Below are 16,830 nucleotides of genomic sequence, written 5' to 3'. Positions count from 1 at the left end.
GTCACTGCCCTCCGTCGAGAACCAGGGCCACGCGCCCAGTCGCTGCTCGGGCGGCGAGATCTGCTGCCTGCGCTCTGGGGACGATGACGTTCACGACCCACTGCTGGTTGTCGGTGTCACGGACGACCGAGAACACCGTTGCGGGGAACGTCTGCGGGGTGTCGGCGGGCGGGTCGCCCTGAGCGACCGGGGTGTCGACGATGCGGACCTGGTCGCCGGCGGCAAGCGGGTAGGAGGGCATCTGTGCGCCGGTGAGGGTGAATCCGACCAGTGACTGCCCGTCCTCGATCGCCAGGGTGGTGCCCAGGACGCGGGGGGTGATCAGAGAGCCGGCGGGCAGATCGACCGTCGCGATCTTCCCGATGACGTCGGTGGACTGCTCGACGGTGTAGGCGTCGGTGTTCTGCCGTCCGTCGAGTTCGAGCGTGGTGAGGTCCTGACTGTCGATCGTCTCGCCTCGTGTGATCTCCCCCGAGGTGACGAACACGGTGGTGGTGACGCGGGCCGAGGAGGCGTACCACCAGCTGCCCAGCGCGCCGACGATGACGAGCGCGACTCCCGCAGCGATCACTGCGGGTCGACGGCGTGACCGCGTGGGAGGCGGCGTCAGCTGCTCCCCCTTCGGCTTCTTCTCCGCCGGCTCGGGCTTCTGCCGACGCTTCGGCTCGGTTTCGGTCACCATGTCTGGACTCCTTGGCTACTTCGTGGACAGGAACGCCTCGTAGGCGGCTACGAACAGAGCGTTGCGACTGGGTGCGCCGAGCTCTTTCCACAGACCGTCGAGGATGGCCTTGTTCTTCTTGTTGACGCGGATGATGAACGTCTCGGTTCGCTCCCCGTCCGTCTTGTGCGTGACGACCCTGGGCATGTCGAATAGGGATCGTCCGCCCTCGGTGGCCGTGGCACCGGCCACGCTGCGGCGTAGGCGGTCGGGGAGCTCGTCGATGTGCGTCTCGATCGCCGTGAAGAGGATGATCGGGTGGCTGAGCCCCGTCTCCTCCTTGTAGGCGTTGAGCTTGTTCATCAAGCTCTCGCGCAGCGTGACGTTCACAGGCTGATTCACCAGGTCCCTCTCTCCGTCTGATGAGGTGGTCTCCTCGGCCGGCGTCGGCGTCGACGCTGCCTCGGGGGCGCTGGGGGGTGGGGTGCTCCTCACCCGCCGCTTGCTCTTCGCGGATGGGGTGGCCGGTGCGTCCGCCGGCTTCGGGGAAGGCTCCACGATCGACACGGGCTCAGCGGGTGCCGGTTCCGGGACAGGGTCGGGAACCGTCTCCGGTGCGAGCTCGGCGACAGGCTTGAGGAGACCGGCGAACGCGGATGCCTTGTGCTGCGCCTTGCGGGGCTGACCGAGATCCGACATCACGCCACCTCCCCCGCCGGTGAGCTCTCATGTGCTGCGAGTGCCTGCAGGATCTCTCCCGTGAGCTCGACGTAGTCCTCGGCAAGCGAACCTGCGCTGTCGCTGATCCGCTGGCTAGGAGTCTCCTCGACGGTCTCCCCCGCCTTCCGCGCCTTGAGAGCCTTCGCCCAGGCGAACGGGTCCTGCTCCTCAGCGTCGCGAGCCAACTCGATCGCGAGCTGGCCGCGATCGCGACTGTCGACGCCGGAGGTCTGGGAGAACCGGATAGACGTGGTGAAGACGGGAGCGAGGTCGCCCATGATCTCCCTGATCTCCTCGTGCTTCCGGGCCTTCATCCGCTTGGCGCGGCTGTCGATGGGGAACAGCACCGCGCCTAGGGGCATGATGGTCGGGTTCTTGGGTTGGGTGGCGATCACCTCACGCGCCAGCTGCTCGAGACCGTTGAGGCTGCCCGAGTCGGGCTGCGTGGGGATCAAGATCCAGCGGGCGGCGACCAGCGCCTGAGTCTGAATCGCGGTATCCCCCGGCGGGCAGTCGATCAACACGATGTCGTACTGGTCTGCGATCTCGGCGAGCTTGTCCGCCAGGCCAAAGCTGGGATCCTCGTTGCGACGCTGCCGACCAGTCAGCGTGTCCGCGAGGAGAGCGGTCTGCTCCCCCGCCGGCACGACGTCGAGGTTCTCGCGGATGCCCTTCGCCGGCGCCAGTGGGTTCCCGCTGTTCAGCGCGAAGAACAGCGCTGCACCGTGGTCGTTGTAGTCCGTGTGCCGGTACCCCAGGTCGTCGCCCAGGTTCCCCTGCTGATCGAGATCGATCGCAAGCACTTTGTAGCCGGCCTGCGCCAGCACACCCGCAAGGTTCGAGGTGATGGAGGTCTTCCCCACGCCGCCCTTGCGGTTCATCACGGCGATCACTCGCCGGAGTCGTGATCTCTTGTCTGCGCTCAGCATGGCATCCGCCCGATGCCATACCTACGCGAAGGTGTCTGCTGCATGGCCGAGATTGTAACGCATATGAGATAGCAACTACAAGCGATATCACAGCAAGATTGCACGCAGTTTGCAAGGGAGATTGCAAGCACACCGACACACACCATAACTAGCAACGTAGACAGCAAGACTGCACGCTACTGAAATGCAAGCAAGTACAGAACAGCAACCACGTTGATAGCTATGTGCAAGCCACATATGCACAACATATGCAGATAGACGGCAGAGAGGAGCAACGAGCAGTGCCAGAACGGTTGCAACGAGGATGCAACGAGAGTTGGCACGGGGCAAGAGGGTGTGGCGGAGGGCCGGGGAGTGGGGGGTGTGAGCATCCCGCCCCCAGTGTTCCCTCGGCGGCGCCAAAACGACTCAGCGCCCCCCGGGGGCCGATCCCGGGGGGCGCTGAGAGCTAAGAACCCGTCTAGCGGGCGTTCTACGGCGTTCTCAAGCCGTTACCAGGCGCCGTGGGTACGGACGTGGGCCTGGACCGCCTCGACGAGCTTGAGGCGGATTCTGTGGACGCGTCGGGTGAGGCTCCCTCTAGCGATGCCGAGCTCATCGGCGAGGGTGTCGCGGACAGCCTCGCGTTCGTCCCGTTCGGCGAGGTCGTGTCGGGCAAGGAGGCGGACCTGGTCGGGGGAGAGGGTGTCGGTGTCGATCGCCCAGGACAGGAGGGTGACGAGGTCGTGCAGGGAGTCTTCACCCCATTCGGGCTCGATGCCGTGGCTGCCGCCGTTGTCGTGCACGGCCTGGGTCAGGTAGTCATCGTCGACGGGGAGGTCCTGAGAGCCGGCGTCGAGTGAGCCGTTGATGATGTTCAGAGCGTTCAGGCCGAGGTTGCCCTGGACGTGGTGGGCGTTGGTGAGCCTGTAGGTGGAGATCGACTGCCACATCGCTCCGATCGCCGTGGCGACCGCGTCGACGGAGTCGTGCCCGGTCGAGGAGATGGAGCGCAGCGCCCGGCAGGTGCGTGCGTAGTGGACGGCCTTGGGGAGCATGTGGTGCAGGAGGATCCGCTCGGCAACGTGGTCGCCGTCGTGCGCCGCGACGAGCAGTGCGTGGAGCAGACGATCACGCTCGTCTTCGCCAGCAGCTCGGATCTGAGCGGTGAGCTCGCCGCAGACGACATCGCCGATGCCGGCGATGTGGTGGGGGAGCTGCGTGTAGCTGCGGTCCCATTCAGCGCGCAGCGCGGTGAGGAGTCCGGGTGCTCGTGAGGTGAGCGAGGTTGTGGACATGAGTTTCGGCCTCTCGTGTCGGGGGTGAACACGAGCGACGTTCCTCAGCGGGTCTTGCTCAGACTCTTGGTCGTTTCGGTCCGTTCTCCCGCGACACATCGCTGCCTCGCGCAGAACGCGCGTGAAAAAGCCAGATCGTGACGGAAAAAGACGAAATCTGAGAAAGACGAAAAAAAGATGGGGGAGACCTGTCCGATCCGGCGGTCAATCAAGACCAATGTCTTGTGAGCGCCGGAGTCCGCCGGTGCTAGACGGCGACAGAAAGGGTCGGTTCGGTGGCTCAGGCATCAGCGGCAGACGAGTTTCCCGAGGGCTTCGTGAGCGACGCAGCTCACGCCCTGCGGGCCATTGACGACATCCAGCACGCGGCGGCCGGGCTGTACGAGAGCGCGCTCGACCCGAACGCGCAGGAGCGGATGCGCCGCACCCTCGAGCCCTCCCGACTGGCGCAGGCGGGGCAGGCCGCCAGCCGTGTCGCGCGGCTGCAGATCGCCGCCGAGGGGGTGTGAACGATGGGACTGTTCAGCAAGCGTGAGAAGGAGCTCAAGGCTCCGAAGGATCAGAAGTCGCCCGAGGCCAAGGGCAGCAGCTGGACGCACGGCCGGCAGATGAGCGGCCGGCTGCTGTCGGGGCTTCTGTTCGCGGCGATCGCGTGTGGCCCGATCGCACTGTTCGCGGCCGCGGCCCGACCAGCCGCGATCGCTTCCGCGCCTGCGCAGACGCAGGAGGCAGGGCTGAGCGTCCAGCAGCAGTCCGCAGGCGGGTACGCGCTGGGTTACGTGGGGTCCTGGCTGGGCGCGAGCAAGGAGGCGCCCGGCGACCTCGGCGACTACATCGACCTGGCTACGCTCCGTCAGCTCTCCGAGCAGCCCTGGGAGTACCGCAACCTCGCCGTGGTGTCCATCACCCCCGTCGACGAGACGAGCTTCATCAACGTCGTCGTCGCCGGCAATGTGAAGGAGCTGACCGTCAGCGACTCCAGCGACACGAGCTCGACGACCTGGCCGCGCCGCTACTTCCAGGTGGCGGTGTCGGCCGAGGGAGAGACCCTCCGGGTCGTGGGGCTGCCTGCCCCGGTTGCGGCGCCGGTGGAGGGGAAGACGACCTCCCTGGCGTACGCGCAGACGATCAGCTCGAGCGACCCAGCCGCGGAGACCGTGTCCGCGTTCCTCGGCGCCTACCTGGCCGGCTCGGGGGAACTCGCGAGATTCAGCTCCCCGGGTACCGACTTCACCGCACTCTCGCCTGCCCCCTACGTGAACGTCAGCGTCTTCGACCTGCGCGCCGACGTCGCGCCGGCCAAGACGCCGGGGGACGGCGACGTCGTCAAGGTCCTCGCCACGGTGTCGCTGCTCAGCCCGCTCGAGCAGCAGCTCACCTCCACCTACTCCCTGACTCTCACCGCCCGGGCCGGCCGGTGGGAGGTCAGTGCGATCGATCTTGCACCGCAAGCGACCTCTGAGAAGAAGTCGGCAACCCCCGAGCCGTCGCCGTCCGGCACCGGCAACTAACGAAAGGAAACACCCATCATGGGATTCTTCGACTGGATCAACGGGATCGTCTCAGACGGCACGACCGCATTCCGCGGACTCGTCGTGCTCGTCTCGGCGATCGTGTTCTTCGTCGTCGCCGCAAAGGTGAAGTTCGCCGTCGCGACGACGGTCATCACAGGCCTGCTGTGCGGGTTCGTGATGTTCCTCGCCCTCGGCGGCGGCGAATGGGTCATGACCCTCATCCAGGGCGAGACCGTCAACGCCCTCGGCGCCACGGTCTACCAGCTCGCCGCGTAGGGGGTCCACCGTGGCCGAACGCGACGAAGACAGAGAGGTTGCGCGGTTCTACACGCGCAGCCGCCGGTTCCCGAAGTTCATCGGCCGTCTCCACGACGGCACGAAGATCCCCGGGGGCCCCTACACGCTGACCCAGGGCATCGTTCTCGCGCTCGTCCTGATCGGCGCGCTGCTCACGCAGCGGATGTGGGGGACCGGCTCTCCGCTCGTCGACTTCCCTCTCGCCATTGCCTTCTCCTGGGCGGCGGCATGGGGAGCGGGCAGGATCCCGGCGACCCGCCGAAACATGCTGAACGTCCTGGCCGGCGGGCTGTCAGCCATGACCAAACCCGCCACCGGCAAGTACCGCGGCACCACCATGAAGATCCGACCCCCGCACTACGCCGGCGGAAAGACGACGATCGCCGACACCATCGTCGACGCCCTGCCGCGACCGGAGGTCGCGATCCCGACCCCAACGCCGGAAGCACCCGCAGCGGTGCAGCCGGCCATGCAGCAGCGCTCGGCACCGCTGGCCACTCGCACGCCCGCCCACGCGGTCAGCGGCGTCGAGCGACTGCTGCAGCAAGCACGAGGAGGCAACTGACATGAGCAGCATCGACGTCCCGATCGGCATCCGCGGGCGAGGCCGCGGCTCCTCCATCAAGACCCTCGTGGTCGAGGCGGAGGCCACGCGCGAGCCGATCTACCTGGATCCCGCCGCCACAAGCTACGCAGCCCTCCTCCCCATCCTCGGCGGCACGCCGATCACGGCCTCCCTCGGTGGCGGTCGCGATTTGCTGCTGACCGATCCGACCGGCTGAGAAACGAGATGACGATGCAGATTCCAGCGACAGCAATGACGAGCAACCTGATGTGGACTCGCTCGGGCGTGGTGTGGGCGACGTGGCGGCTGCAGCCGCTGCCGTACGCCTACAGCAGCGACACCAACCAGAAGCTCGTCAAGGCGCACCACCAGGCGCTCTTCCAGGCTCACCGCGGCGAGGGCCTCCTCCTCGGCCTGTGCGCGGATCTCGACCCGGTCGCGGTCGTCGAAAGGATGCTGGACGGCATCCGGATCAGCGACTGCCCCGACCTGGCAGAGGAGATCGAGCTGACCTTGGACTCGCTCGAGCAGATCCGGTTGGGTACCCGTGCCTTCTGGCTCGCGGTTCCCCTCGCCGCTGGCGCGTGGAAGGCCCGCGCGATGTCCGCGCTGCGCGCAGCTGATACGAAGCTGCGCGACACGCTCGCACTGCCCCGCCAGCTGCCCAGCGACGGCGAGATCGCCGCGGCCGCCCGGGCGGCCAAGGAGATCGAGGTGCGCATCCCGGCCGCGTTCCAGCCGACGCGCGCGACTCCCGCCGAGCAGATCTGGATCGCGCTGCACTCCCAGCAGCGCGGACTCGCAGCCGACATGGCCGCGCCCGTTCCGCCGGCCAAGGGCGCAGCCCCCGACGATATCGCCCACTTCCAGATGCCGTCCGCGATGCCCAACCCGTGGATCGACGAGGGCGGGCAGAGCGACCTCTCCAAGGGTCAGCAGTTCGTCCCGTTCAAGCGCCGCTACGTGAAGATCCACAGCCCGTACGCGGACGCCTCGTCCTACCAGGTGGTCCAGTCCCTCGTCGCCACGCCCAAGATGGGCTGGGTGTCACCGGGTGTCGAGTGGCTCTCCCACGTCGACCAGTTCCCCGTCGACGTCGACTGGGCGGTGCGGTTCACCGTCACAGGCGCGGAGGAGGTCAAGCGCCGCAACAAGAAGGCCGAGTCGGCGCTCGAGGAGCAGTACAAGCACCAGGAAGGTACCGCGACGATCACCGGCGGCGGATCCGACCTGGGCGAGATCGCTGAGACCCTCGCGGCCTACCACGCCTCCCTCAACCGTTCCGACAAGGAGGTTGAGGTGCAGGGCACTGTGCTGTTCGCGGTGGGCGCTGACACCGCCGAGCTCGCGCAGGCCAGAGCCCGCTTCGTCGCCGAGGAGTACAAGAGCTCGGACTTCATTCTCGAGGCGCCGCTGGGTGGGCAGGAAGACCTGTGGTGGTCGATGATTCCCGGCACCGCGACAAGCCGCCTCTCCCGCGAGCTCACGCAGATCACCACCGGCAGGGAGTTCGCCACCGGGGTCCCGCTGGCCAGCAACGAGCTGGGCGATGAGCGCGGCGCGCGCTTCGGGGAGAACATCTCCACCGCCCGCCACACGCCGATCCTCCGCGACGCTGACGGCAGCATCCAGGCCGACACCAGCGCCAGCTTCGGGGTCGTCGCCGAGCTCGGCGCCGGAAAGAGCGTGCTCCTCAAGTGCGACATGGGCGACACGGTCGACCGCAACGGCCGCGTCGTGGCGATCGACCGTACCGAGGCGAAGGAGTACGCGGCGTTCGCGAAGAGCCTGCGCCCTGACACCACCACGATCGTCGACCTGATGACGCCGGAGTCCTCGCTGGATCCGCTGCGCATGTTCGGCCCGCTCGTCGGTGCCCGCATGGTGCAGTCTCTCTTCGCGGTGATGCTCGGCATCCGCGCCCGCGACGCCCGCGGGGTCGCCTTGTCCCGGCTCATGGAGCCGGAGTACGTCGCCGCGCACGACATCACCAGCCTCGGCCGGCTCCGCGCGCACTTGAAGACCATCACCTCGGCCGAGAGCGACGAGCTGTCCGGACTGATCGGCCTGGTCGCGTCAAAGGACATCGGCGAGGTCCTCTTCAACGACACGCTGCCCGCCGTCGACCTGAAATCGCGCGCGCTGGTCTTCCTCACCCACGGCCTCTCGCTCCCCGACAAGACCGAGCTCGAGCACGCTCACCTGTTCGAGGAGATGCCGCTCGAGAAGATCTACGGCCGCGCCATGTACGCGATGCTCATGGGCGTCACGCGCGAGGTGTGCTTCATGAACCCCGGCGAGCTCGCCGGCGCCTACTTCGACGAATGCCACCACATCACCGCCTCCCCCGAGGGAGAGCGCGATCTGCGCATCGGCATCCGGGACGGCCGCAAGCACCGCGCGTTCTTCGCTCTCGGGTCCCACGACCCCGAGGACTTCGGCGAGACCCAGACCCGCGGTCTGCTCAAGACCCGATACGTCATGCGACAGACCGACAAGGATCTCGCCCGCCGCGCAATCGAGTGGCTGACAGGTGAACCGGCCGACGCGCACATGGTGAAGGTCGTCACCGAGGACCTCTCCCCGCTGGGCTCTGACGGGAGAGTCGCCCCCGATCGCCGCGGCGAGGGGCTGATCCGCGACCAGCGCGGCCGGATCGGGAAGTTCCGTCGCACCCTCCCCGAGCGCCCGGACCGGCGTGAAGCCGTGCTGTCGACGCCCTCCCTGGTGACGCCGTGATCGTCTTCTACCGGCACACCTTCGAAAGCCTCGGCGGCGCGTTCTGGCGCGTCAGGTTCTGGGTCAAAGAGCACCCGTGGTGGAGCCGGATCATCGCCGTCATCCTGATCGACGTCTTCCTGGTGTGCTTCGGCAACACGTACTGGGCGTTCGCGGACGGCGGCGGCGCAGCCCCGTACATCCTCGGCGGCGACATCACCGACAGCGGGGGAGTGCCCCTCTCGTCCTACTCGATGCTCCCGATCGACCGTGGCGACTGGAACCCCGCCAACTGGGGGAAGGTGTTCATCGCGTCGTGGCTGGATCCCATCTGGACCGGACACCTCGGGCTGCTCTCGTGGATGATCTGGTTCTGCAACTGGCTGCTGTCTTTCGAATGGGTCAGCGTGGTCAGCGCCCCGTTCGGAGCTCTGGCGGACCTTCTGCAGCAGTTCCTCGAGAAGATCAACTGGATCCCCTTCGCGCTGGCGATCGCCGGCGGGGTCGCGGGCCTCGCGATCATGGTCGGCCGGCATGCGCGTGGCTGGTCGGAGATCTTCATCTCCGCAACATGCGCCGTGCTGGCGACCGGGATGCTCGCCAACCCGATCGCCACGCTGACCGCGGCCGGCGGCGCGATGGATACCGCCCAGCAGTACGGGGGAGAGATCGCGGCCGCGGTCGTCAGCGAGGACCTCAACAACACCACCCTGGACTCGGACAACATGCTGTCCGCAGCAGTCACCTCGCAGCTGGTGGACATCTTCGTGAAGATCCCCGCGCAGACTGTCGCGTTCGGTCACGCCCTGGAGGGGGAGTGCGCCACGGCCTTCACCGACCAGATGATCTCCTCGCCGCCCATCAACACCGGCGGCAACGAGGTCCGCGACGCGGTCAACAATTGCGACGAGGCCGCGAAGAAGTACAACCAGAACCCGAACTTCGGCATGGTCGCCACCGCCGCGCTGATGACGCCCGGCGCCCTGGTGCTGTTCGTGATCCCCCTCACGTTCGGTGTGCTCTTTCTCGTCACCGTGCTCGGCTTCCTGATCGCCGCGCTCAAGACGATGTGGAACGTCTACCTCGGCATCCTGCCGATCGACCGGTACCCCCTGTGGAAGTCCCTCGCCGACACCTTCATGGGCTTGGTCGCGATCGTGTTCATGGCGGTGGTGATGGCCGCGACTCTGAAACTTACCGTCGCAGCGATCACGGGTCTCAGCGCCCTCGGTGTTCCGCTGATGGCGCAGATGACCTTTGCGTCTCTGGTCATGTGCGTCCTGATCTTCCTCGTCGTCCGTGCGAAGCGGATGGCGAAGAAGGCGGGCCGATCGCTCGCGCAGCAGCTGTCCCAGTACGGGTTCACCAAGGGCGGCCGCGCCGAACGCGACGGCGTGAAGACGATCGCCGCCATGAGCGCCGTCTCCACGGTCGCCGCCGCGGCGCTGCGGCGACCCGACAACACCGTCGACGCGCGCTCCCTCACCCTGGTCGGGCAGGGTGCCGGCGGCGCGACCGCCGACATCGGCACACTGGCCGCCACGCGGGCGCCAGCAGCCCCACAGGCGCCTCCCCGGCCCTCCGGCGGTTCAGGAGGACGTCCGGCCCTCCCCAGCCCGCGAACGGGCTCAGGCGGCGGCTCGGCGGCCGGAAAGACGGCAGATCTGGTATTCACCGGCGTCCGCATCGGGAAGGGCGTCGCTGCGGGTGGTGTCGCCGGCGGGGTCGGCGCAGCTGCGCTCGAGGTCGGCGGTCGGGTCGCCAGCAAGGGCGCCTCGAAGGCGATCGAGCACGGCACGCGACGCGGGGAGCAGCCGTCTGCGTCGTCGGCGCAGTCCTCTGCTCCTGTGCGGGTCGTCGAAGCGCCACGAGCTCCTTCCCGGCCGCGGCGCATCGTCGTGGACGGCGCCGGGGTGGGGCACATTCAGACTCGATCGTCAGAGTCCGGGGTCGATATCTCGTCGTTGCCGCCGCGTGCGCCGCGCTCTCCCCGGTCGGTCGAGCTGCGGGAGCGCCTCGCGCTCGAGCAGAGGTGATCCGCGATCGTGACCGATCTGCTCGAGCGACCCGCCGAAACGTCGCCGCTCACCGACCCCGTTGACGAGGAGACCCGCACCGGCCGCTGGAAGTGGGTGGTCGCCGTGATCGCCGTGATCCTCGTGCCGATCATGGTCTTCGCCGCCTACACGATGTTCCTGATGTCGATGCTCGGCAGCGGCGGCGGAACCGCGTCGAGCTGCACCGTGAGCGCCGGCGGAGTCGCCACCGAGCTCACCGTCACGACCAGCGGCGGATCGACGCGGACGCTGACCGCCACCGAGCTCGGCCACGCAGCGACGATCCTCGCCGTGGCACGCTCTCTTGGCGTCTCCGAGCGAGGGCAGCAGATCGCGATGATGACGGCCCTGCAGGAGTCGGGCTTGAAGATGTACGCGAACAGCAGCGTGCCGGCATCCCTGGACTACCCCCACGACGCGGTCGGCAGCGACCACGACTCCGTCAACTTCTTCCAGCAGCGCGTGTCCGGGTGGGGCTCGGTCAAGGACCTGATGGACCCCACCTACGCCGCCAGAGCGTTCTTCGGCGGCCCTGACGGGCCGAACGAGGGCAGCCCCCGCGGTCTGCTCGACATCCCGGGGTGGGAGAGCATGAGCCTGGGCGAGGCGGCGCAGACCGTACAGGTGTCCGCTTTCCCCGACGCCTACGACAAATGGGAGGGCGCCGCCCAGCAGATCATCTCCTCAGTCGGCGGCTCGGTCAGCTGCGACAGCAGCGTCCTGGTGGGGCAGGCCGCGTACCCCCTCTCGCCCGGCTTCAACATGACCTCCGGGTACGGGCCTCGCGACATCGACGTGCCCAACGCCTCAACCTGGCACGTCGCAATCGACCTGCAGCACTGGCCGAACCCCTGCGGCGACCCCGTCTACGCGATCCTCCCCGGCACGGTCGTCCTCAGCAGCGACCTGTGGCTGTCGGTCAAGCACCCGGACGGGTTCATCGTCAGCTACCTGCACATGTACAAGAGCCAGCGCCTCGTCGACGTGGGCGATCAGATCACCGCAGGCCAGCAGATCGGCGTGACCGGGAACGTCCCTCCCTCGGGCGGTTGCCACCTGGACTTGCGGATCAACAAGAACGGCACCACCAACCCCGCCGTCGCCGGACTGCAGGAGGCGCCCGCGCTCGGCGCGCCGGCCCAGTACGCAGGCTATGTCAACCCAGAAGAGTTCCTCCGCCTCTACGGCATCGAGATCTGCCCGCCGGACAGCTGCCGGCGGCCCTGACCACACACGAAGGAGACACCATGAGCGAGAACCGCAACTCGGAACTGTCCGACGACACTCTGACCCTGGTCTTGATCGGAGCGTTCGCGCTGATGCTGTTCGGCCCCACCCTCGCCGCCCGCCTCATCCCGCAGGCGGCGTCCTTCCTCGTCGACGTGCACGTCCTCACCACAGAGAACGTCATCCTTCCCCTGTCCGACGCGGCAGGCCTCGACCTCGGCCGCCTGGTGATCGCTGCCGGTGGTCTGCTGCTGCTGCTCGCTCTGGTCGTCTTCGCGGTCCGTCGCGCCGCCGCCCGGTCCGCGAGAAGCACCGCGACACGATGACACGGCACCGCCGGGCACATCGGCTCCCCACCTCGAAAAACACCGCCCGGTAGACTCAGCGACACCCGACCGAAAAAGACGAAAAGCGCTCCGGAGTCTTGATCGACCAAGACTCCCCGCCCTGGATGACGAGGCGTCCCTCAGTGCCCTCCACTACACCTTCCCCCGCCACAGGCAACAGGCTCCGCGGCTACTTCCTCCCCGTGGGCCTTCACGCGCGCATCAAGGCCGCCTGGTGGGGGACCCGAGACACTGCTGACGCCGCTCCGACCCTCGCCTCGCTCGTGGCGCAGCTGCTCGTCGCCGGCGCCGCCCGTCTCGAAGACCGATACAACGACGGTGAGCCCTTCCCCGCCGCTCCCGAAGGAGCTCGCGGCCGCGCGCTCGGCGACGGCGAGCAGCGCAACCACAGCTACTTCCTCCCCGATGCCGTGCACGCCCGAGCGAAAGCGGCCTGGTGGGCAACGCGCGATCGCGACGCCGGCTATCCGTCGATGTCGTCGATGGTCGCCGCCCTGCTCACCGAAGAGGCCACGCGACTCGAGGAGAAGCACAACGCGGGTGCCCCGTTCCCCGAAGCGCCGATCGGCGCTCGAGGGGTGGACCCGGAGGCCGCCAGGCGTCAGGCGGAGATGATGGCCAGCCTGTGGGCCGAGCGATCTCACGCGGCCCGGAACGACTAGCTCCAGCTGGTGGCGAGTCCGTCAGGTGAGCGGCGCGGTCTCCGTGTGCAGCGGATGACGCAGCAACCCTGTGTCGGATCTCACGAGAGTTGTCAGATCGTGGAGCTGCTCACCTGGGGTTTTCTCACTCGAGCGTTCGAGCCAACGCAGTGATCCGTCTCACGACAGTTGTTACGAATCCGCGGCCGCGCACCGGGAGTGTCCGCGGCCATGCGCACTATCAGCGCTGCCACTCAACTTGTCAGCAGATCCGCCCGGCGGGGGATTCATAGCAGGGATGCTGCTTCTACCCTGGGGCATATGAGCGACTTCCTTGGGTGGGGCGCGATCGGGATTGTGCTCGCCATTCCGATCGTCTTTGGGGTGGTGGGGATCGCAACCCGCCGGCGCCATCATGCCGGTGATGCCACGGCACCCTCATCAGCTGGCCTGCTCGGATTCGACGAACTCTTCCATCCGTCTGCTCACAACGCGCGGATCGCGTGGGAGGCCGAGCGAGAGATTCCCGCCCCGGCGCCGACGCCCGACAAGGGGCCGGGTGTCATCGACGCGAGCGGCAAGATCGTGATCGAGGTCTCGGAGTGAGGGCGTCATGCTGAGCCTGCGGGAGAGGGTAGACGCCGACATTGCGACGGTGATGAGTTGGATTCCGGATGAGAGGGCGCTGTACCTGTTCACGGGTCCCCGGTTGGTGTGGCCGCTGACAGTAGATCAGTTGGCAGCCATGACCGTCACCAGTGAGATAAGGGCGTGGGTGATGGTCGACGATGAGTCACTTGTGATCGGGCACTTCGACCTCACGCTGGCCGATGACACCGCCCGGATTGGGAGAGTCATCGTCGATCCGGCAGAGCGCGGTCGTGGCTATGGCGGCGCGCTGGTGAGCCTGGCGGTAGAGAGGGCTCGCTCGCTCGGTGCGAGGCGCGTCGCGCTCAACGTGATTGCCGACAACGCGCCCGCGATCGCAACTTATGAGCAGGCCGGATTCCGGCAGCTGCCCGGAGGCGACAGGCCAGACGTTCGGTCCATGGCCCTGACCCTCTGACTCTCCGGTGTTGCTTGCCATCGACTACTGGCAGGTTCCGTGGCGACGGCGCCCGTCGAGGGTGAAACTGTGCCGCGGAGTTCTGCGGGACACTGGCTGGCGGCCAGCGACAAAGAGCATGGCGTCGACCAAGAGCTACGCGGCTCGCCGTGCTTCTGACAACTGGAGTGAGAATCGGACAACTGGAGTGAGACGACTCGACAGGTCCGTGAGAATCGGACAACTGGAGTGAGACACGACACCCTGCATGCTCTTGATCTAGCAAGTTGCTATCTACCTGATGCCGGTGGGAAGCTCGCTCCGTTGCCTCGATCGGCAGTCGCGAGCTTATCACGGCTGTCAAGGGGGGTGCCAAATATCTGCCTATCGTCTGCATATGCCGCCGCACCCGCACCGATGACAACCCATCGGTAGTTTCTGCCAACCGATCTGTGGTTCCAGCCCCGGGCGCCCGGGGAGTAAGGGCTTCGTCGACGCCTGCATCACGTTCGCCGGTGATGTCCGATTCCGCTGGCAATGCCGACCTATGTGCCATAGAGACGCATCGTCTCTGCAGCCGCTGATGCATAGGAGGTAGATGGGATGTCTCGCGCAATGTTGGGTGTGAGGCCCGAGGTCGTGGAGGACGTTGCCGTGCGCGCGTTGCCGCGGCGGCCGCTCGCGTGGCCGATGCGGGTCGTCGTCGTCTCGGCGATCGCGTTGATGGCCGGAGGACTGGCGGCGGTGACCGATCGCGTCGAGCTGCTGGTGTTGGTCGTGATCGTCGCGGCGGTGATCATCGCCGCCCTGATCGTACTCGGTCATCGCGCGTGGCAACGCGGCCGGTCCATCGACCTGATGATCGAGGCCGTCAACTCTGTGGTGAGAGCGTCAGCTCCGACCCGAGACCTGGTGACCGTGTCGAGGTGGAGGGGAGGGTGGATCGGCGCTCCGCAGCGCATCGTGATCCGCTACCCCGGAGATCTGGTCGACTCGGATCTGAAGTTCGCCGAGACGCTGGTCGTCCAGGTGAGCAACCGGATGGGGATCGCGTACCGGGTGAAGAAGAACGATGCGCGCCGATGCCTGATCACGCTGACCGCAGACCCGGCCGCCCCTGAGCCTGTGGTCGACCCGGATCAATCCCGTCTGGAGAGCGTGCTGTCGGTGATCATCCCCGGGGTGTCCGTCGACGAGTTCGTCCGGGACAATGCCGACAACCTGCAGCGAACGATTCTGCACTGGCCGCCGACGTCGACTTCGCGGGTGTCGAAGACGATCTGGCAGAAGCAGGCTGTCGACGCCGTGCGCTCCTCGGTCGTGGCGCCCAACGCGGCGCAGCTGACCATCGACTGGGATCTCACCGCCGACCGCGGTACCGTGCGCCCGCTGACGCCGCTGCCTGATGTGCTCCCTCATCCGCCCCGTGACGACGACAACCCGATGAAGATCGCCTTCGGTCACTTCCGCGACGGGACTCCCTGCGTCTGGGACCTCGACGCTCCACTCCCGCACTTGCTGATCGTGGGTGGCACCGGTGGTGGAAAGACGGTGCTATTGCTGTCGATTCTCACCGCACTGCCCACGGGGATGCGGCGTGACGCATTCGGTCAGTGGGTTCGCGACCCAGACATGCCGATGGCCGAGATCTGGCCGATCGACCCGAAGCGCCTCGGCCTGTTCAACCTCGGGCTGCTCCCCGGCGCGAAGCCGGCCGCGACCCGCGAGGCGGCGATCGTCACTTACATCCTCAAGGTGAAGAAGCTCATGGACGACCGATACGAGTACCTCGAGCGGAACGGTCCTCATCTGCGCTCCACGCTCGACCCGCTCGTCCTCGCCGTCGACGAGGGCGAGGAGATGGCCGACATGCTCAACGAGTGGTGGAAATCCGGCGGCGGCAAGGCCGACTGGTGCCAGAGGATGGGTCTCGAGAAGGCGCCGACCGGCAGCATCCACCCCGTGATGACGGCATTCGGCTCGATCCTGCGGCTCGGCCGCGAAGCGCGAGTGCACGTCATTCTCGCCTCGCAGCAGGCGGCGGCGTCGTGGTTGAGCACTTCGAGCCGATCCCAGTTCGCCGTCCGCATCGCGCTGCGCAACCTGGAGCAGTCCACCTCGATGATGACGTTCGGCAGCCTCGTGGCCACCGCCGGGCTCGAGAACAAGCCCGGCCGCGCCTGGGTGTCTCCGGGTATGGGTATCCCGCCCGAGCATGCGCAGATCTTCTGGACCCCGAAGCTCGCCCAAGGGCTCGGCGACGAGGACCGCGCGATCATGCACGCGCTCGGAATCACCCTCCCGGACGACCCGGACTTCGTTCCGCAAGACGACGTCGTCCAGGTGCCCACCGAGAACGGTGAGACCGAAGACGTGGCAGAGATCTCCGGCGAGGAGGATGCGGGCCGCCCGCACCTGTATGCCGTCGAGGACTCGACCCCCATCGAGGAAGAGAACGTGCGCAGCTTCGAGCTGTCGGTCTCCGAGCTCGATGTGGGGATGAGCATCCTCGTCGACGTCGACGGTGAAGGCGTGATCGCGACCGTGGAGTCCATCGACGTCGACTTGGAGGACCAGGACTACCTCATCCTGACCTACCTCACCGAAGACGGCGAGAAGGGTGAGGTCGCGGTGCCCGACGACGAACAGGTGACGATCCTGCTCCCGGAGTGACCTCGAAGCCGACAAGACGATCTCGTCTTTCTATCGCATAGGAGTTAGACTCATATGCGTAAAGAAAGACGAGATCGTCTTTGTCCGATCTGGGCCTCTAACCGGACCCATGTCGAGTAGAGGCATCCCGCCTCATCCTCGACAAGAAGGAGGGTCATC

The 16,830-nt window shown here is 67.0% G+C and carries 17 protein-coding genes; 13 read left to right on the top strand and 4 right to left on the bottom strand.

Going from position 1 to position 16,830, the window contains the following annotated elements:
* Position 1: 1 nt before the first annotated feature.
* From AOA12_RS22255 to AOA12_RS22240, 4 genes are all read right to left on the bottom strand, one after another.
* Positions 2-682: an SAF domain-containing protein gene (locus AOA12_RS22255; protein ID WP_054687603.1), complete on the bottom strand. Its 681-nt coding sequence runs from the start codon at positions 680-682 to the stop codon at positions 2-4.
* Positions 683-697: 15 nt separating this feature from the next.
* A complete protein-coding gene (locus AOA12_RS23995) occupies positions 698-1,051 on the bottom strand; it encodes a hypothetical protein (protein ID WP_054687601.1) in 354 nt (117 codons plus the stop codon).
* A gap of 308 nt (positions 1,052-1,359) precedes the next feature.
* The gene (locus tag AOA12_RS22245; RefSeq protein ID WP_082406575.1) at positions 1,360-2,310 is read right to left on the bottom strand and encodes a ParA family protein; all 951 of its coding nucleotides are present in this window, start codon (positions 2,308-2,310) and stop codon (positions 1,360-1,362) included.
* Between the two features lie 491 nt (positions 2,311-2,801).
* Complete coding sequence (locus AOA12_RS22240; protein WP_156366712.1) at positions 2,802-3,587, bottom strand: hypothetical protein; 786 nt, start codon at positions 3,585-3,587, stop codon at positions 2,802-2,804.
* 275 nt (positions 3,588-3,862) lie between these two features.
* Here AOA12_RS22240 and AOA12_RS22230 point away from each other — a divergent pair, with 275 nt between their 5' ends.
* The 13 genes from AOA12_RS22230 to AOA12_RS22170 all read left to right on the top strand — a co-directional run bounded on the left by AOA12_RS22230 (position 3,863) and on the right by AOA12_RS22170 (position 16,671).
* The gene (locus AOA12_RS22230; RefSeq protein WP_058632845.1) at positions 3,863-4,096 is read left to right on the top strand and encodes a hypothetical protein; all 234 of its coding nucleotides are present in this window, start codon (positions 3,863-3,865) and stop codon (positions 4,094-4,096) included.
* A gap of 3 nt (positions 4,097-4,099) precedes the next feature.
* Positions 4,100-5,098, top strand: a complete 999-nt coding sequence (locus tag AOA12_RS22225; protein ID WP_054687591.1) for a conjugal transfer protein — start codon at positions 4,100-4,102, stop codon at positions 5,096-5,098.
* Positions 5,099-5,116: 18 nt separating this feature from the next.
* Positions 5,117-5,377: a hypothetical protein gene (locus AOA12_RS22220; RefSeq protein WP_054687590.1), complete on the top strand. Its 261-nt coding sequence runs from the start codon at positions 5,117-5,119 to the stop codon at positions 5,375-5,377.
* 10 nt (positions 5,378-5,387) lie between these two features.
* Positions 5,388-5,963, top strand: coding sequence for a hypothetical protein (locus tag AOA12_RS22215; protein WP_054687588.1), 576 nt, complete (start codon positions 5,388-5,390; stop codon positions 5,961-5,963).
* Between the two features lies 1 nt (position 5,964).
* A complete protein-coding gene (locus AOA12_RS22210) occupies positions 5,965-6,180 on the top strand; it encodes a hypothetical protein (RefSeq protein ID WP_054687586.1) in 216 nt (71 codons plus the stop codon).
* A 14-nt stretch (positions 6,181-6,194) separates the two neighbouring features.
* On the top strand, positions 6,195-8,702 hold the full coding sequence (locus AOA12_RS22205) for an ATP-binding protein (RefSeq protein WP_231637277.1): 2,508 nt from the start codon (positions 6,195-6,197) through the stop codon (positions 8,700-8,702).
* A gap of 281 nt (positions 8,703-8,983) precedes the next feature.
* A complete protein-coding gene (locus AOA12_RS22200) occupies positions 8,984-10,717 on the top strand; it encodes a hypothetical protein (protein ID WP_231637276.1) in 1,734 nt (577 codons plus the stop codon).
* A 9-nt stretch (positions 10,718-10,726) separates the two neighbouring features.
* Positions 10,727-11,965: a M23 family metallopeptidase gene (locus AOA12_RS22195; protein WP_054687579.1), complete on the top strand. Its 1,239-nt coding sequence runs from the start codon at positions 10,727-10,729 to the stop codon at positions 11,963-11,965.
* A gap of 20 nt (positions 11,966-11,985) precedes the next feature.
* Positions 11,986-12,291, top strand: coding sequence for a hypothetical protein (locus AOA12_RS22190; RefSeq protein WP_054687578.1), 306 nt, complete (start codon positions 11,986-11,988; stop codon positions 12,289-12,291).
* 143 nt (positions 12,292-12,434) lie between these two features.
* The gene (locus tag AOA12_RS22185; protein ID WP_156366711.1) at positions 12,435-12,974 is read left to right on the top strand and encodes a hypothetical protein; all 540 of its coding nucleotides are present in this window, start codon (positions 12,435-12,437) and stop codon (positions 12,972-12,974) included.
* Between the two features lie 300 nt (positions 12,975-13,274).
* Positions 13,275-13,559, top strand: a complete 285-nt coding sequence (locus AOA12_RS22180) for a hypothetical protein (protein WP_054687573.1) — start codon at positions 13,275-13,277, stop codon at positions 13,557-13,559.
* Between the two features lie 7 nt (positions 13,560-13,566).
* Positions 13,567-14,019, top strand: coding sequence for a GNAT family N-acetyltransferase (locus tag AOA12_RS22175; RefSeq protein WP_054687571.1), 453 nt, complete (start codon positions 13,567-13,569; stop codon positions 14,017-14,019).
* Between the two features lie 618 nt (positions 14,020-14,637).
* The gene (locus tag AOA12_RS22170) at positions 14,638-16,671 is read left to right on the top strand and encodes a hypothetical protein (RefSeq protein ID WP_156366710.1); all 2,034 of its coding nucleotides are present in this window, start codon (positions 14,638-14,640) and stop codon (positions 16,669-16,671) included.
* Positions 16,672-16,830 lie beyond the last annotated feature (159 nt).

The sequence above is a fragment of the Microbacterium sp. No. 7 genome, from assembly GCF_001314225.1.
Lineage (GTDB): Bacteria > Actinomycetota > Actinomycetes > Actinomycetales > Microbacteriaceae > Microbacterium.
This window is presented reverse-complemented; position numbering and strand designations above follow the sequence as displayed.

Bases quoted from the DNA above. Each gene is read 5' to 3' on its own strand.
- AOA12_RS22255 (WP_054687603.1), bottom strand. From the start codon at position 682: ATGGTGACCGAAACCGAGCCGAAGCGTCGGCAGAAGCCCGAGCCGGCG.
- AOA12_RS22180 (WP_054687573.1), top strand. From the start codon at position 13,275: ATGAGCGACTTCCTTGGGTGGGGCGCGATCGGGATTGTGCTCGCCATT.
- AOA12_RS22245 (WP_082406575.1), bottom strand. From the start codon at position 2,310: ATGCTGAGCGCAGACAAGAGATCACGACTCCGGCGAGTGATCGCCGTG.
- AOA12_RS22210 (WP_054687586.1), top strand. From the start codon at position 5,965: ATGAGCAGCATCGACGTCCCGATCGGCATCCGCGGGCGAGGCCGCGGC.
- AOA12_RS22190 (WP_054687578.1), top strand. From the start codon at position 11,986: ATGAGCGAGAACCGCAACTCGGAACTGTCCGACGACACTCTGACCCTG.
- AOA12_RS22205 (WP_231637277.1), top strand. From the start codon at position 6,195: ATGCAGATTCCAGCGACAGCAATGACGAGCAACCTGATGTGGACTCGC.
- AOA12_RS22240 (WP_156366712.1), bottom strand. From the start codon at position 3,587: ATGTCCACAACCTCGCTCACCTCACGAGCACCCGGACTCCTCACCGCG.
- AOA12_RS22220 (WP_054687590.1), top strand. From the start codon at position 5,117: ATGGGATTCTTCGACTGGATCAACGGGATCGTCTCAGACGGCACGACC.
- AOA12_RS22225 (WP_054687591.1), top strand. From the start codon at position 4,100: ATGGGACTGTTCAGCAAGCGTGAGAAGGAGCTCAAGGCTCCGAAGGAT.
- AOA12_RS22175 (WP_054687571.1), top strand. From the start codon at position 13,567: ATGCTGAGCCTGCGGGAGAGGGTAGACGCCGACATTGCGACGGTGATG.